At 67.2% G+C, this 15,224-nt stretch carries 14 protein-coding genes; 8 read left to right on the top strand and 6 right to left on the bottom strand.

Annotated elements, in window-relative coordinates:
- Positions 1 to 34: 34 nt before the first annotated feature.
- The 7 genes from AS181_RS04915 to AS181_RS04885 are packed head-to-tail and all read left to right on the top strand — an operon-like array spanning position 35 to position 5,535.
- Positions 35 to 883, top strand: coding sequence for a carbon-nitrogen hydrolase family protein (locus tag AS181_RS04915; protein WP_058250470.1), 849 nt, complete (start codon positions 35 to 37; stop codon positions 881 to 883).
- On the top strand, positions 880 to 2,016 hold the full coding sequence (locus tag AS181_RS04910) for an MSMEG_0565 family glycosyltransferase (protein ID WP_058250469.1): 1,137 nt from the start codon (positions 880 to 882) through the stop codon (positions 2,014 to 2,016). The genes AS181_RS04915 and AS181_RS04910 overlap by 4 nt, the downstream gene beginning before the upstream one ends.
- On the top strand, positions 2,013 to 3,014 hold the full coding sequence (locus AS181_RS04905; RefSeq protein ID WP_058250468.1) for a DMT family transporter: 1,002 nt from the start codon (positions 2,013 to 2,015) through the stop codon (positions 3,012 to 3,014). Before AS181_RS04910 ends, AS181_RS04905 begins: the two co-directional genes overlap by 4 nt.
- On the top strand, positions 2,980 to 3,402 hold the full coding sequence (locus AS181_RS04900; RefSeq protein ID WP_058250467.1) for a nuclear transport factor 2 family protein: 423 nt from the start codon (positions 2,980 to 2,982) through the stop codon (positions 3,400 to 3,402). The genes AS181_RS04905 and AS181_RS04900 overlap by 35 nt, the downstream gene beginning before the upstream one ends.
- Entirely contained in the window at positions 3,399 to 4,433 is a 1,035-nt protein-coding gene (locus tag AS181_RS04895) for an LLM class F420-dependent oxidoreductase (protein WP_058250466.1), read from the top strand. The genes AS181_RS04900 and AS181_RS04895 overlap by 4 nt, the downstream gene beginning before the upstream one ends.
- Entirely contained in the window at positions 4,433 to 4,897 is a 465-nt protein-coding gene (locus AS181_RS04890; protein ID WP_058250465.1) for an SRPBCC family protein, read from the top strand. The genes AS181_RS04895 and AS181_RS04890 overlap by 1 nt, the downstream gene beginning before the upstream one ends.
- 29 nt (positions 4,898 to 4,926) lie before the next feature.
- On the top strand, positions 4,927 to 5,535 hold the full coding sequence (locus tag AS181_RS04885; protein ID WP_058250464.1) for an FKBP-type peptidyl-prolyl cis-trans isomerase: 609 nt from the start codon (positions 4,927 to 4,929) through the stop codon (positions 5,533 to 5,535).
- A 557-nt stretch (positions 5,536 to 6,092) separates the two neighbouring features.
- Here the strand turns inward: AS181_RS04885 and AS181_RS04880 are convergent.
- The 4 genes from AS181_RS04880 to AS181_RS04865 form a co-directional block, all read right to left on the bottom strand.
- Entirely contained in the window at positions 6,093 to 7,508 is a 1,416-nt protein-coding gene (locus AS181_RS04880; protein ID WP_175404272.1) for a cytochrome P450, read from the bottom strand.
- A 100-nt stretch (positions 7,509 to 7,608) separates the two neighbouring features.
- The gene (locus AS181_RS04875; protein ID WP_058250463.1) at positions 7,609 to 8,883 is read right to left on the bottom strand and encodes a glycosyltransferase 87 family protein; all 1,275 of its coding nucleotides are present in this window, start codon (positions 8,881 to 8,883) and stop codon (positions 7,609 to 7,611) included.
- A gap of 209 nt (positions 8,884 to 9,092) precedes the next feature.
- Entirely contained in the window at positions 9,093 to 9,542 is a 450-nt protein-coding gene (locus AS181_RS04870; protein WP_058250592.1) for a globin domain-containing protein, read from the bottom strand.
- 134 nt (positions 9,543 to 9,676) lie between these two features.
- Positions 9,677 to 10,948, bottom strand: a complete 1,272-nt coding sequence (locus AS181_RS04865) for a reverse transcriptase family protein (RefSeq protein WP_058250462.1) — start codon at positions 10,946 to 10,948, stop codon at positions 9,677 to 9,679.
- Between the two features lie 324 nt (positions 10,949 to 11,272).
- On the opposite strand from AS181_RS04865, the gene AS181_RS04860 reads away from it, so the two are divergent.
- A complete protein-coding gene (locus AS181_RS04860; protein ID WP_231742266.1) occupies positions 11,273 to 11,764 on the top strand; it encodes a GNAT family N-acetyltransferase in 492 nt (163 codons plus the stop codon).
- 427 nt (positions 11,765 to 12,191) lie between these two features.
- Here AS181_RS04860 and AS181_RS04855 read toward each other — a convergent pair whose 3' ends face one another.
- Positions 12,192 to 14,600 (bottom strand): ATP-binding cassette domain-containing protein, encoded by a 2,409-nt coding sequence (locus tag AS181_RS04855; protein ID WP_058250460.1) that lies wholly within the window; start codon positions 14,598 to 14,600, stop codon positions 12,192 to 12,194.
- A 206-nt stretch (positions 14,601 to 14,806) separates the two neighbouring features.
- The gene (locus AS181_RS04845) at positions 14,807 to 15,217 is read right to left on the bottom strand and encodes a VOC family protein (protein ID WP_058250458.1); all 411 of its coding nucleotides are present in this window, start codon (positions 15,215 to 15,217) and stop codon (positions 14,807 to 14,809) included.
- Positions 15,218 to 15,224 lie beyond the last annotated feature (7 nt).

Here is a 15,224-nt window from a genome sequence, read left to right as displayed (position 1 = left end):
GCCGGCCGACGGATCCGACCGGTACCCTTCGCCCATGAGGACGGTCACCCTCGGCGCCCTCGCCGCGCACTTCGGACGCGACGTGGAACGCGGTGTCGCCAAAGCGGTCGGCATCGTCGAATCCGCGGCGCGCGACGGCGTCGACCTTCTCGTCTTCCCCGACGCCTCACTGGGCGGATACCTCGGCGATCTTCGACGACCCGACCCGGCCGAACTGCCCCCGGCGCTGTACCCGGACGGTCCGGAACTCGCGGCGATCGCGGCCGCCGCCGGTGACATGACCGTGTGTATCGGGTACACCGAAGCGGTCGATGATCAGCGGTTCAACACCGCCGTCTGTGTTACCGGAGACGGTGTCCTGGGCACACACCGCAAGGTCCATCAACCCGCCGGCGAGGCCCTCGCCTACGCGGCGGGCGATCAGTTCGGCTCGTTCGACACCCCGGTCGGCCGTCTGGGCATGCTGATCGACTACGACAAGACGTTCCCGGAGTCGGCGCGCACGCTCGCCCTCGACGGCGCGCGAATCATCGCGGCACTGTCCGCGTGGCCCGCCAGCGTCACCGACCGCGCCGCTCGCCTGCCCGCCGACCGCCAGTCCCGCCTGTTCGACCTCTACGACTGCGCCCGCGCCGCGGAGAACCAGGTGTTCGTCGTGTCGTCGAACCAGACCGGGGTCATGGGATCGCTGCGTTTCCTCGGTCAGGCCAAGGTCGTCGGACCCGGCGGTGACATTCTGGCGACCACTCGATCGAAAGGCGGAATGGCCACGGTGACAGTCGATGTCGACGCCGAGGTCGACCGGGCCCGTCGCGTCCTGAGTCATCTCGCCGAACTCCGGCCGGACACCTACCGGTCGACGATGTCGGCGGACCAGCGATGAGCGGCACGCCGAGTCTACGCATCGCTCTCCTGACCTATTCGACGAAACCCCGTGGCGGCGTCGTCCATACGTTGAACCTGGCCGAGGCGATGGCTCGTCTCGGCGCCGAGGTGACGGTGTGGTCGCTCGCCCGCGGTGGCGACGAGGGCTTCTTCCGCGCGGTGGATCCGGCTGTGCGGGTGCGGCTCGTCCCGTTCCCCGACCGGGAGAACGAGACGATCACCGAACGCATCGTGCGGTCCATCGACACCCTGCGGGCCGCCTTCGAGCCGGCCGACTTCGACATCGTGCACGCCCAGGACTGCATCAGCGCCAACGCCGTCGGGACGTGCATCCGCACGATCCACCATCTCGACCAGTTCACGACACCGATCCTCGTCGACTGCCACGAGAAGGCCGTCGTCAACCCCTACGCCCGCATCTGTGTGTCGCGTGCGGTGGCCGACGAAGTCGAACAGGGCTGGGACTTGCATCCGACGGTGATCCCGAATGGCGTTGCCTACGAACGCTTCGCGAGCGCGGCGTCGGACTCCCCGGAGTCTCTCGAGGCACGACGACACTGGTCGGATCAGCTGGGCGACTACGTGCTCGCCGTCGGGGGGATCGAACCGCGCAAGGGCAGCATCGACCTTCTGGAGGCGTATGCCGTACTGCGCGAACGTCACCCGGGCCTGAAGCTCGTCTTCGCGGGCGGCGAGACCCTGTTCGACTACCGCGACTACCGTGCCGACTTCGACCGTCGGCGAGCTGAACTCGACGTCGAACCGATCGTGCTCGGGAATGTGCCCGACGACGACCTGCCGGCACTGGTCGCCGCCTGCCGGGTGTTCGCGTTCCCATCGGTGAAGGAGGGCTTCGGCCTGGCCGCGATGGAAGCCCTCGCCGCGGGGCGTCCCGTCGTCGCGCGCGACCTCCCCATCCTGCGCGAGGTCTTCGGTACGACCGTCTCCTACGCCTCGACCGTCGCCGAACTGGCCGACGCCCTCGACGCCTCTCTCGTGCCCGACCCCGACCGCATCGTGTCGGGCCGAAGCCTGGCCGCATCTCTCACGTGGGACGACGCGGCACGTCGGCACCTCGAGTTCTATGCGCGGCACCCCCATCCGGCGTCGCCGGTCGGCACCCACGGATGAGCCAGGCCCGTCGGACCGAACGCATCGGGATGCTGGCAGTCGCCCTGACCGCCATCCTGTGGGGCACGTCGGGTACCGCCGCCGCGATGGCGCCCGAACTCAGTGCCGTGACTGTCGGCGCCGTGGCCATGTGTGGCGGCGGCTTGTTGCAGGCGGCGGTCAACGCCCGCGGGATTCAGGCCGCGTGGTCGTCGGTGACGGCACAGTGGCGGGTCGCTCTTCTCGGTGGGATCTGCGTGCTGATCTACCCCCTCTGCTTCTTCGGGTCCATGCGGGTCGGCGGCGTCGCGCTCGGAACCGTCGTGTCGTTGGCGTCGGCTCCGCTGGTGTCGGCGGTCATCGAGCGCGTGGCCGACGGGCGGAGGCTGACCCTGCGGTGGACCATCGCATGCGCGCTCGGCATCGTCGGCAGTGCGGCGTTGGCCGTGTCGCGGAGCGAGTCGTCGCATGCGGACGGACTCAGCGAGAGCTCGTCGTCGGCGCTCGGCGTCGGCCTCGGCCTGCTCGCGGGCATCACCTACGCCGGGTTGTCGTGGGCGATGCGTCGGCTCATGAACAGGTCGGTGCCGCGCGGCGCCGCGGCCGGGACGGTCATGGGCTTGGGCGGGGTGTTCCTGCTGCCGGTCGTCGCGGTCGGGGTACCGGCCGTGGTCGCACACCCCGAAACCCTCGGCGTTCTCGCCTACCTCGTCCTGGTTCCGCAGTTCCTCGGGTACGTGCTGTTCAGTCGTGGACTCGGTCGGATCGACAGTTCGACCGCCACCACCATCACCCTGATCGAGCCTGCTGTCGCGACCGCACTGGCCGTCGGAGTGCTCTCCGAATCCATCACCGCGATCGGGTGGGTGGGTATCGCGATGCTGGCGGCGGCGCTGGTCGTCCTGCTGGCTCCTCGCCTTCCGTCCGCAACCGGCCCGGCATCCACTAGCGTCGACGCAGGATCATCGACAGGGAGGTCGACGCATGAAGCAGTTCCGAGAGGCCGTCGAGGCGCGTGACGAGCAGGCGATGAGGGCGCTGCTCGCTGACGATGTGGTCTTCACCAGTCCGGTCGCGTTCAAGCCGTATCCGGGCAAGGCCATCACGTCGGCCATCCTGCGGGGCGTGCTGCGGGTCTTCTTCCGCTACATCCGAGAGATCAACGACGCCGGCGGACACGACTCGGCGCTCGTCTTCGAGGCCGTGGTCGGCGGCAAGAAGATCACCGGTTGCGACTTCATCCACGTCAACGACGACGGCAAGATCGACGACCTCATGGTCATGGTCCGCCCGCTGTCGGGCGCACAGGCCGTCGCCGCGGCCATGGGGGCGCAGTTCGATCAGATCGCCGCCGAGGCCGCCGCGGAGTCAGAGAACACAGCGGAGTCCGAGGGGGTCAGCCAGTGAAACTCGGTCTGCAACTGGGCTACTGGGGTGCGCAACCGCCGACCCATCACGCCGAGATCGTCGCCGCGGCCGAGGCCTCCGGCTTCGACAGCATCTTCACCGCCGAGGCCTGGGGATCCGACGCCTACACCCCGCTGGCCTGGCTCGGGTCGTCGACCGAACGTGTCCGGCTCGGGACGTCGGTGCTGCAGCTCTCGGCCCGCACACCGACCGCGTGCGCGATGGCCGCGCTGACCCTCGACCACCTGTCCGGCGGTCGGCACATCGTCGGGCTGGGTGTGTCGGGTCCGCAGGTCGTCGAAGGCTGGTACGGGCAGAAGTTCGCCAAGCCACTGGCCCGGACGCGCGAGTACATCGACATCATGCGTCAGGTGTGGGCGCGCGAGGCGCCGGTCAGCAGCGCCGGACCGCACTATCCCCTGCCGTTCGCCGGGGAGGGCGCATCGGGACTGGGCAAGACGCTCAAGCCGATAACGCACCCGCTGCGCAGCGACATCCCCGTCATGCTCGGCGCCGAGGGGCCGAAGAACGTAGCGCTCGCCGCGGAGATCGCCGACGGCTGGTTGCCGTTGTTCTACACGCCGCGTATGGCCGACACGTACAACGAGTGGCTCGACGAGGGTTTCGCCCGCCCGGGTGCACGACGCAGTCGCGAAGACTTCGAGGTGTGCGCAACCGCCCAGATCGTCGTCACCGATGACCGCGAGGGCACCTACGCCGCGATCAAACCGTTCCTGGCGCTGTACATGGGCGGGATGGGCAGTGAGGACACCAACTTCCATGCCGAGGTGTACCGCCGGATGGGGTACGCCGACGTCGTCGACGAGGTGACCGCACTCTTCCGCAGCAACCGCAAAGACGAAGCTGCGCAGATCATCCCCGACGCCGTGGTGGACGACTCGGCGATCGTCGGCGACCTGGACCACGTGCGTGAACAGATCAAGGTCTGGGAGTCGTGCGGGGTGACGATGATGCTCGTGTCGCCGGGCAGCGTCGCCGAGGTCGAACAACTCGCGGAGCTCATCCGCTGATGCTCTCCCCCGCCCGCATCACCGTCATCGACACGGTGGTCTCGTTCGACGCCCCGATCGAGGTCACCTTCGACTACCTCGCTGACCCGACGAACCGACCGGAATGGCAGTCGAGTCTGCGTCGCATCGACGACCTCCGGCCGGTCGGTGACCGGGCGGGTGACGTCGGCACCAGCTGGACCGACGTCACCGTCGTACCCGGGGTGTCGCCGCGGATGGAGGTGACCGCCTGCGAGTCTCGTCGACGGTGGCAGGAGATCGGACGGTGGCGGTCCGTTGATGCGGTGCTGACGTTGACGTTCGCCGAACGCGAGGCCCGCACCGACGTGCATGCCGAGGCGGTGCTGACGGTGCCCGCGATCGGCGGGCTGGTGCTGACCGCGACGCGGTGGCCGGCGGCGCAAGCGGTGCGGGCCGATCTCGAACGGGCTGCTCGACTGTTGGCCGGTCGAGGCTCTCGGTGAGGGGCCGCGCCTCGGGTAGCGTTCCGAGGGTGAACATCAAGAACGTGACCCTCGCCCTCGGCACCGCTCTCGTCCTGGCTGTCGCCGGTTGCAGCTCCGACTCCGATTCCGGTTCGGGCACAACCGAACCCACCGCAACCGCGGCGACCGGCGGCGCCGAGACCCCGGCGGCGGGAGCGGAGAGCTGCCCGACCGCACCCGCGAATGCGGACGCCACCCCGCAGTGGAGCGAGAAGGGTACCACCGGTGGATTGCAGATGGTCGCGTCCACCGCGACCGAAGCCCCCAACATCACCGTCGAGAACCCGTTCAGCGTCGACGAGACCCAGGTCAAGACGCTCGTCGAGGGTGACGGTGCCGTCGTGCCGGACACCGCGTCGGTGTCGGTCTGCTACGTCGGTGTGAACGGCCGCACCGGCGAGACCTTCGACAGCGCCTACGCAAACGGCTCCCCCGTGACGTTCCCGCTCGACGGCGTGATCCCCGGGTTCAGCAAGGCCATCGCGGGACGGAAGGTCGGGTCGAAGGTGGGCGTCGCCATGACGTCGGCCGACGGTTACGCCTCCGGCAACCCACAGGCCGGTATCGAGGTCGGCGACACGCTCGTCTTCGAGATCAGCATTCTCGGGGCGTCGTAGAGGGTTGTAGCGCGCTAATCACTCTGGCGATTTCGGGTCACCAGGTGGCTTCGACACGGCGCCTCGCTTCGCTCGGTGCCGGCTCAACCAGCGGGGGTGGGCGCCTCGCTTCGCTCGGTGCCGGCTCAACCAGCGGGGAGGGGCTCTGCTGAGGTCGTCGCCGTCGCTCTTCACCCGTTGGGGTCTGAGGTTGCGCACAGTTGGACCACTGGCGTGCCAAAACCCGTCCCTCTCAGCGTGATCGAAGGGCATATTTCCCTTCGATCGTGCTCAGGGGGACGAGATTTTCACACCCTGTCTACCCCTGGCCTCCAGTTGCGAAAGCAGCGAACCACGAAGGGCACGAACCGTGAGATCGGTTCGTGCCCTTCGTGGCTCGTCGCTATCGCTACTCGCACCTCAGGGAGCGGTGGGTTGGTGCTTGCGCTACTCGCACCTCAGGGAGCAGTGGGTTGATGCTTGCGCTACTCGCACCTCAGGGAGCAGTGGGCTGGTACTTGCGCTACTCGCACCCCCGGGAGCGGTGGAGCGGCTCGCTCCTCGGGTGTGAGGAACCGTCAGATCTTGCGGTGCCGCAGGTTGATCGGGAGGCCGTCGGCCGGGGTCGGGCCGGTACCGTAGGTCAGCTCCGGCCGGTAACCGGCCGGGACGTCCCACTCGAAACGCAGCAGCATCTGGTGCAGGATCGACTTCACTTCCATGCCACCGAAATACAGGCCGATGCACTTGTGTGCGCCGCCGCCGAAGGGTGCCCACGCGAAGCGGTGGACCTTGTCCTCGCGGCGTTCGGCGGAGAAGCGCTCGGGATCGAAGTGGGTCGGGTTGGGCCACCATTCCTTGCGGAGCATCGTCGCCCACGGATGGATGGCGAGCAGCGTGCCCTTCGGGATGTAGTGGCCACAGACCTCGGTGTCCTCGATCGCCATGCGGAAGAGCATCCCGACCGGGGCGTTGAGGCGCAGCGTCTCCTTGAAGGCCAGCTCCATGCTGGGGAGCTTGTCGACGTCGTCGTAGTCGATCGTCGGCTTGTCGAGGGCCAGGGACTCCTCGCGCAGACGCTGCTGCCACTCGGGGTGCTTGCCGAGGAAGTAGGTCATCATCGACAGCGCGATGGTGCTGGTGTCGTGCGCGGCCATCATCACGAAGATCATGTGGTTGACGATGTCCTCGTCGGAGAACGTCTCACCCTCGTCGCTCTCGGCATTACAGAGAACGCTGAAGAGATCGTCGGCGTCGTTGCCGCGACGCAGCGGGATCTCGGAGCGGAAGTACTCCTGCAGCGCCTCGCGGCCGCGGAGTCCCTGCGCCCAGGTCCAGTTGCCGACGTCCTTGCGCACGATCGCCTGGCCGCCACGCACGGCTGCCTCGAAGGCGTGCTCGAGGCGGTGCGCCTCGGACTCGCTGACGTGAGCGCCCATGAACACCTCGGTCGCCAGCGACAGCGTGAGGTCCTTGGTGCGGGAGTACATCTTGAAGCCGTTGCCGACCTCCCAGTTGGCGAGGGTCTTCTCGATGTGCGGGGTCATGATGTCGAGGTAGCCGGTCAGGCGCGGCCGGCTGAACGCCTGCTGCATGATCCGGCGGTGCTGCATGTGCTCGTCGAAATCCATCAGCATGACGCCCCGGCGGAAGAACGGGCCGATCATCGGTTCCCAGCCGAGCTCGCTGGAGAACGCCTTCTTTCGGTTCATCCAGACGGCTTCGATTGCATCCGGACCGACGAGTGTGACCATGTTCATGCCCAGCGCGCCCGACCACGAGACCTGGCCGTAGCGCTCGAAGCGCTCCATCGCCGTCTTCAGCGGGTCGACCAGTGCTTCGAGAGTGTTGCCGAGGTACGGAATCCCCGGATCGCCCATCACCGGCTTGAGGTCCGACCCGGCGGGTGGCTCGGCCAGCGGGCGTTCCGAGCTCGGGTACATGCTGCTCGCCTTCGCCAGCACGCTCTGGATCTGCTTTTTCCGACTCGTCATGAACCTGCCACTCCCCGTTGTTCCGATGTGCGTTACATCACTATGCACCATTGGAACGGATTTTAGCGTCTGTTTCAAGGGGAGTGTGCAGACGGGGTGTTCATGCGAGTTGTGCGAGCGTGTCGGCCGACCGTCGGGAGGTCAGCACCCGGGGCCCCGAGACCCCCAGCGCGACCAGCACCGCCAGACCCCAGAGCAGGTACGACGACCCGACGAGATGCTGCCACCAGACCCAGGACAACTCGGCGTCGTACCGCTGCGGGATTCGCTGATGCGGCGCGACGGCGAAGATGACGAGCCCGGAACCGACGAGCCACCACCAGATCGCCGACGCCGCGGGCGTGGTCGCGAGGAAGGTCAGCAGGATCAGCAGCGGGACCACCCAGACCCAACTGTGGTCCCACGCGACCGGCGAGCAGTACAGCGCGGCGAACGCGACTGTCATCAGTGCCGCGACATCGTGCGGACTGGACGGCTGTGGACCTGCCGGTCCAACCGACAGCAGACGCCACGCGACCCAGGCGATGAACAGGCCGACGATCAGCGAGACGAGGAACCACGCGACGTCGGACTCGATGCCGAGCCTGCCGAGCTCACCCTTGATCGACTGGTTGTTCGCGAAGTGCGGACTCCCGATGCGGTCGGTGTCGAAGAGGGTCGATGTCCAGTAGGTGCGCGAGTCGTTCGGTGTCAGGAGATGGCCGAGACCGGCGTAGGCGACCGCTGACGCCGCGGCCATGCCGAGCGCGCGCCAGTCACGGCGGACGAAGAAGAACAGCAGGAACACCGCGGGGGTGAGCTTGATCGAGATGGCGAGTCCGACGAGCAGCCCGTTCCACCACTTGCCGCGGCCCAGCAGTACGTCGACGACGACGAGCGTCATCAGCACGATGTTGATCTGTCCGAAGTTGAGGGTGTCGCGGACGGGTTCGAGCCAGAGGCCGACCGTCGCGGCGGCCGTTGCGAGCCACCACAACTGGTGAGCAGGCCGCTCGACGAGGCAGGACAGGACGATGCGGCACACCACCAGCAGGCAGCCGATGGAGATCGCGGTGAACAGGGCCTGACCGAGGCCGAGTGGGACGACCGTGAAGATCGAGAACAGCGCTGCGGCAAGCGGTGGATACGTGAACGGGAGGTACGAGCCTTCCGCGAGTCGGGGCAGGATGCCGTACAGGTCGCCGCCGTCGAGCAGGACCTGTCCGCCCATGCGGTAGACGTCGAAATCGATGCGATACGGGGCCGGCGGTTGGTTCGGCAGCACGACGATGGCGACCGCCGAACTGATGAGGAAGACGGCGAGTGTCGCCCACCGGGCCCGGGCTGATCCCAGGTATCGATCCAGCGCACGTCGCGGGTTTACAACAGCAGTCACGAGCCCTCACTTCCGAGCGGGATCGTATCGCGGAGGGCGTGCGATTCAGGGTGGCCGGGCCGTGGCCGTGTAGTCGGGCGGTGCGGGTCGCACGTGGATTCGTCGGTCGTCGACAGTCGAAGGGTGGTCGAGCATTCTCCGGTGGGGTCGGTCGATGGGACCGTGGCGAGTCGAAGTGCGGGCGTCGCCGGGATCGGGTGAAGGGCGGGTCAGGCAGCTCCGGGTTTGCGTCGATCTGCCGGCATGATGTCGACCACGCCGTCGTCCGGATAGCCGTCGAGCATGATCGTCGCGACCGCGCCGAGTGCGCGGTCCCAGGCCAGCGTCATGGCCGGGGTCCAGGACTCGCCGCCGATCTCGCTCATCGCGGCGATCATGCATTCCGCGACCGCGGTGTACATCGGTCGGGTGACGCCGAGACCGGCGTGTCGCCGCCCCAACGCGTGCAGAGTCGTCGTCAGCCACTCGGCGTCGTCGAGATGCTCCACGACCGAGGCGACGGCGCTGCGCAACATCTCGGCCTGGGCCCTGGTGTCGCGGCCGAACATGGCGCGAACGGTCGGATAGCGGTCGAACAGGATCTCGTAGAAGCGAACGGTGAGGCCCGAGTCGGGAAGGTCGACGAGTGCCAGGCTGCGTTCGAGCAGTTGTTTGTCCATGCACGGACCTTGGTCCACCGGCATTGCGACTGGGCACGCTGCGGGGAAGGCCGAGGTAACAGTGGTCTCACAGCGAACCGCAGCCGGTGTGAGGTTCGGGATTGTTCGGGCGTTTGGTCCGTCTTCAGAGGTTCTCAGCTGTCCCAGTCGACCGTGCGGGCCATGTTCAGCAACCGGCGTCGACGCGTCTCCCCCGTCGCACCCACCCACGCGATGAGACCGTAGACGTGTGCGCGGAAGTCCGGGTGTTCGTCGTGATTCTGCGACGACGCCCCGTGCCGGCTCGCATTCTGGAGCAGGGCCCGAAGATTGTCGTAGTCGGATCTGGCAACCTGCGGACGGTCGTTGACGACGAGACCGGCGAGCTGTTGGCGCTGATGGCTGTGCATGATCCGGACCTTCTCCGGGTGGACGGTGAATCGCTCGTCTTCGACGATGCGGAGCACGGTCCACAGCGCGCGGTCGGCGTTCATCGCGTCGCCCGAGATCGCGAGGTCGTCGCCGTAACGGGTGTAGCGGAGGCCGTGACGGCGGGCGTACCCGTCGAGCCGCCGATCGAGCCGCCGCATCACGAGGTTCGCCAGATGCGGCGAGGTCGGCGCACCTTGCGGCAGATGCCGTTCCCGGAGAAGGGCTGCGTGCGTGTGATCGATACCGCGGAGTTCGTCCACAGGCGTTGCCGTGGTACACAATTCGGCGAGCAGGCGGGCTATGTGCGGCGGGTAGCCGGCTTGCCGGAACACTGCTCGGACGCGCGGTACGGTGATCGTCTCGAAGCAATGACGGAGGTCGACGCGCAGCACCACGGGACGGTCCGTGTGCGGCCACGCGAAAGCAGCCGGTGACGACCCGGGTACGAAACCGCGCGCCGCGGGATGGGCCGGAATGCGCTCAATCAACCGTCGCAGCAGGCGCCGTTGCGTCTCGCGCATACGGGGTTTCGGAGCTTCGATGACCCGGACACCGTCCCGCTTCTCACGCCGCCAGATTCGGTAGTGACGCAACGGCGGGCGCGCCGTTCGTAGCCATTGGCCGCGGTCGGCGAACCATTCGAGCTCGGGCACGGTGAAGTCGAGCCAGTGCGCGAACTGCTCGACATCGTAGAGATCGGGCAGAGCGTCGGACACCGTTCCCGCAGAACGTGGTTCGTGCACGATGACGGGTTGAGCGGCGACGTGTGCCGGGTGGGTCCACGGCGCGAGGGCCTGGATCATCACGGTCGCGGGATGTCGCGGTTCGTGAGGCGAGAGTTCGATGATGCGGGCGGCGACTTCGGAGGTGACCTCAGCGGGCAGGACCGCTCTCACTGCCGCCAGGATCTCCGGCCACGTCCAGGCGGTATACGTGCGCGAGAAGGCCGCAGCGACTTCCGCTGCCTCATGCGGTTGCAGGAACGGTTCGGTCACGGCGCCGTGTCGCGTCGTGGGCTGTCGTGGTGATGAACGACGGATGGGGTGACCAGAACTGTGCAGCGGCGCCGTGTGGCACGTGCAGCGTGCGCGCCGGCGTCGGACGCGGGGACCAGCTGTGAAGTGCACCCAGGGGTTACCCCTGAGACGGATCGCGACGATCCACTCTCACCTTGCCCGTCGTTCATCAACCGACATGGTGCCACGGCGGTGAGACAGCCGAGGCGAGGACGCAGATCTGCGCGGGTTCACCGACGTCGCTCGCACTGAGGTCGAGGTCTGGTAGACCCGGTGTCTGTGGGTAGCTATGAGATTCGGCCGGTGGTTGCAGGCGACATCGATCAGATCTCGAGCCTGCACACCGCCATCTGGAAGGCCACGTATGCGGGAATGGTGGCTCAGGACCGGCTCGATGCGCTCACTCCTGCGGAGTCGGCCTCACGCTGGCGACAGACTGTCGGAGACCTCGCAGGCCATGCTGGGCGCGGCATCCGCATCCGGTGCGCGACCTCACTCGACACGCAGGAGATGGTCGGTTTTGCAGCAAGCGGCCCGGCTCGCGACCACGACGCTCCCGCACCGACCGAATTGTGGTCTCTGAATGTCGTTCTCCGCTATCACGGCACCGGTGTGGCGATGGACTTGATGACCTCAGTGCTCGGCGGAACGGATATCCCGGCCTACCTCTGGGTTGCACGCGACAACGCGCGGGCAGTGGCCTTCTATCGCAAACACGGATTCGAACTCGACGGGGCCACACGTCACGACTCCGGCTGGGATTGTCACGAAGTACGCATGAACAACGCACAGTGATGACCGCCCGACCAACAGCCACCTACTGGCGCACCTGAACCCCGGTACTGCTCGCGCGATCCTGCTCGCTTGTTGACCGACAGACTGCAACTCGACCGGTAGACCTCGATCGAAGTCCATAGGTCGAGTTGAAGTCTGTCGGTCGCGGGGGCTGGTTGCTGGACCCTTCGAGGCTCGTCGACCTCGACGCGCTCCTTCGTCGCTTGCTCGGCCCGGCGGCTTGCGCTCCTCGCACCTCAGGGAGCGGAAGAAGGCTCGTCACTTAGGGTTTGGGAGCCTCGGTCGCTGGACCCTTCGTGGCTCGTCGCTATCGCTCCTCGCACCTCAGGGAGCGGCGGGGCGCTCCTTCGGATAGGGAGCGGTGGGGGCGCTCCTTCGGATAGGGAGCGGGAGCGAAGCTCTCGCTCGCGCCGGCTGCGCCCTCGGGTCAGGCACCGACGTACTCGGCGAGGTGCTCGCCGGTGAGCGTGGACCGGTCGGCGACGATGTCGGCGGGCGTGCCCTCGAAGACGATCCGGCCGCCGTCGTGGCCGGCGCCCGGGCCGAGGTCGATGATCCAGTCGGCGTGGGCCATCACGGCCTGATGGTGCTCGATGACGATCACCGACTTTCCGGAGTCGACGAGACGGTCGAGCAGCCCGAGGAGCTGTTCCACGTCGGCGAGGTGGAGGCCCGTGGTGGGCTCGTCGAGGATGTAGACGTCGCCCTTCTCCCCCATGTGACTGGCCAACTTCAGGCGCTGGCGTTCGCCGCCGGACAGGGTGGTCAGCGGCTGACCGACCTTGATGTAACCGAGCCCGACGTCGACCATCCGGTGCAGGATCTTGTGCGCTGCCGGGAGTTTCGCGTCGCCGTCGGCGAAGAAGGCCTCCGCCTGGGCGACCGACATCTCGAGGACTTCGCTGATATTTCTGCCGCCGAAGGTGTAGTCGAGCACCTCGGCCTGGAATCGCTTGCCCTCGCACACCTCGCAGGGCGCGGCGACGCCGGCCATCATCGCGAGGTCGGAGTAGACGACACCCGCACCGTTGCAGTTGGGGCAGGCACCCTCCGAGTTCGCGCTGAACAAGGCGGGTTTCACGCCGTTGGCCTTCGCGAACGCCTTGCGGATCGGCTCGAGCAGACCGGTGTATGTCGCCGGATTGGAACGCCGCGACCCCTTGATGGCGCTCTGGTCGATGGAGACGACCCCATCCTCCTTGGCGACCGTCGAGTTGATCAACGAACTCTTGCCCGAGCCCGCAACGCCGGTGAGCACGACCAGCACACCGAGCGGGATGTCGACGTCGACATCGCGCAGATTGTTGGCGTCGGCCCCGCGGACCTCGAGATGGCCACTGGGCGTGCGGACCTCGTCCTTGACGGCGGCGCGGTCCTCTAGATGGCGCCCGGTGAGCGTGTCCGCGGCCCGCAGTTCGTCGACGGTGCCTTCGAACACGATCGTGCCGCCGTCGGTGCCCGCTCCCGGGCCGATGTCGACGACGCGGTCGGCGATCGCGATCACCTCCGGCTTGTGCTCGACCACCAGCACCGTGTTGCCCTTGTCCCGCAATGCGCGCAGCAGATCGTTCATCCGGGTGATGTCGTGCGGGTGCAGACCGATCGACGGCTCGTCGAACACATAGGTCACGTCGGTCAGCGACGAACCGAGGTGACGGATCAGCTTGGTGCGCTGCGCCTCTCCGCCGGACAGGGTGCCGGCCGGGCGTTCCAGGGACAGGTAGCCGAGACCGATGTCGACGAACGCGTTGAGGTGGTCTCGCAGCGCGGTGATCAGCGGGGCCGCGGACGGATCGTCGAGCTCCGCGACCCACTGGGCGAGATCGCTGATCTGCATCGCGCATGCGTCGGCGATGCTGATGCCCTTGATCTTCGACGAGCGGGTCTCGGCGGTGAGGCGGGTGCCCTCGCAGTCCGGGCACTTCGCGAAGGTGATGGCGCGGTCGACGAAGGCACGGATGTGCGGCTGCATCGCCTCACGATCCTTGCTCAACATCGACTTCTGGATCTTCGGGATCAGACCCTCGAAGGTGATGTTGATGCCCTCGACCTTGATCTTGGTGGGCTCTTTGTAGAGCAGGTCGTTGAGTTGCTTCTTGGTGTACTTGGCAATCGGCTTGTCGGGGTCGAAAAAGCCGCAACCGCGGTAGATCCGGCCGTACCAGCCGTCCATCGAGTAGCCGGGGATCGTCAGCGCGCCCTCGTTGAGCGACTTCGACGAGTCGTAGAGTGCGGTGAGGTCGAAGTCGGAGACGTCGCCACGTCCCTCGCATCGCGGGCACATGCCGCCGGTGATGGAGAAGCTCCGACGCTCCTTGACCTTCTGCCCGCCCTTCTCGATGGTCACCGCACCCGCCCCGCTGATCGAGGCGACGTTGAACGAAAACGCCTGCGGCGATCCGATGTGCGGAGTTCCCAAGCGACTGAACAGGATACGCAGCATCGCGTTGGCGTCGGTGGCCGTGCCGACGGTCGACCGGACGTTGGCACCCATCCGCTCCTGGTCGACGATGATCGCCGTCGTCAGACCCTCCAGGATGTCGACGTCCGGACGAGCCATTGACGGCATGAAGCCCTGGACGAACGCGCTGTACGTCTCGTTGATGAGCCGCTGGGATTCCGCGGCGATGGTGCTGAAGACCAGTGAGCTCTTCCCGGAACCCGACACCCCGGTGAAGACCGTCAGCCGACGCTTCGGCAGATCGACGCTGACGTCCTTGAGGTTGTTCTCCCGGGCGCCGTGGACGCGGATGATGTCGTGCGTGTCGGCGGGGTGGATGCCGTCGGCCCGCACGGCGTCGACCTTCGGTGCGGGACGGGTGGCGGTTCGGCTCATCGTCTCTCCATCAATGTGGCGACCGCGGGCGGGCGGTCGTCGGCGTTCGGGGTGCTCGTGTCATTCCGGAGGTCCGTTGCCGCGAGGTCGGTGCGCGGACTCCCGGTCGATCTAACCAGGGTGGAGGGCGTCGGCGCGGGGTGTTGTCGGTCGACGACCGCGCCGAGTGCTTCCGGGGGCGGGTATCGACCGGGTCCGCACATCTCTCAGCCGGCCTGGTCGATACGGATGAGGTTGCCCGCCGGGTCACGAACGGCGGCGTCGCGAACGCCGTACGGCTGATCCATCGGCTCCTGCACGATGTCGACGCCGCTTGACTGCAACTTGTCGAACAGCCCGTCGAGGTCGTCGGTCGCCAGCGTCAGCGCGCCGTAACTCCCCTTGGCGATCAGCTCGAGGATCGTCTGTCGTTCCTCCTCGGAGATACCCGGATCGGCAGCCGGCGGATGCAGCACGATCGACGTGCCCGGTTGTCCGGGCGGGCCGACGGTCAGCCACCGCATGCCCTCGTAGCCGACATCCTTGCGGAGTTCGAAACCGAGGAGGTCGCGGTAGAAGCCCAGGGCGGCGTCGCCATCGGTGTGTGGGAGGAAGGTGTACTGGATCGTGATGTTCATGGGATCA

The organism is Gordonia sp. SGD-V-85, assembly GCF_001456905.1.
Lineage (GTDB): Bacteria > Actinomycetota > Actinomycetes > Mycobacteriales > Mycobacteriaceae > Gordonia > Gordonia hongkongensis.
Note: the sequence above shows the minus strand (reverse complement) of the source record. Positions and strands in the feature narration are given on the sequence as shown.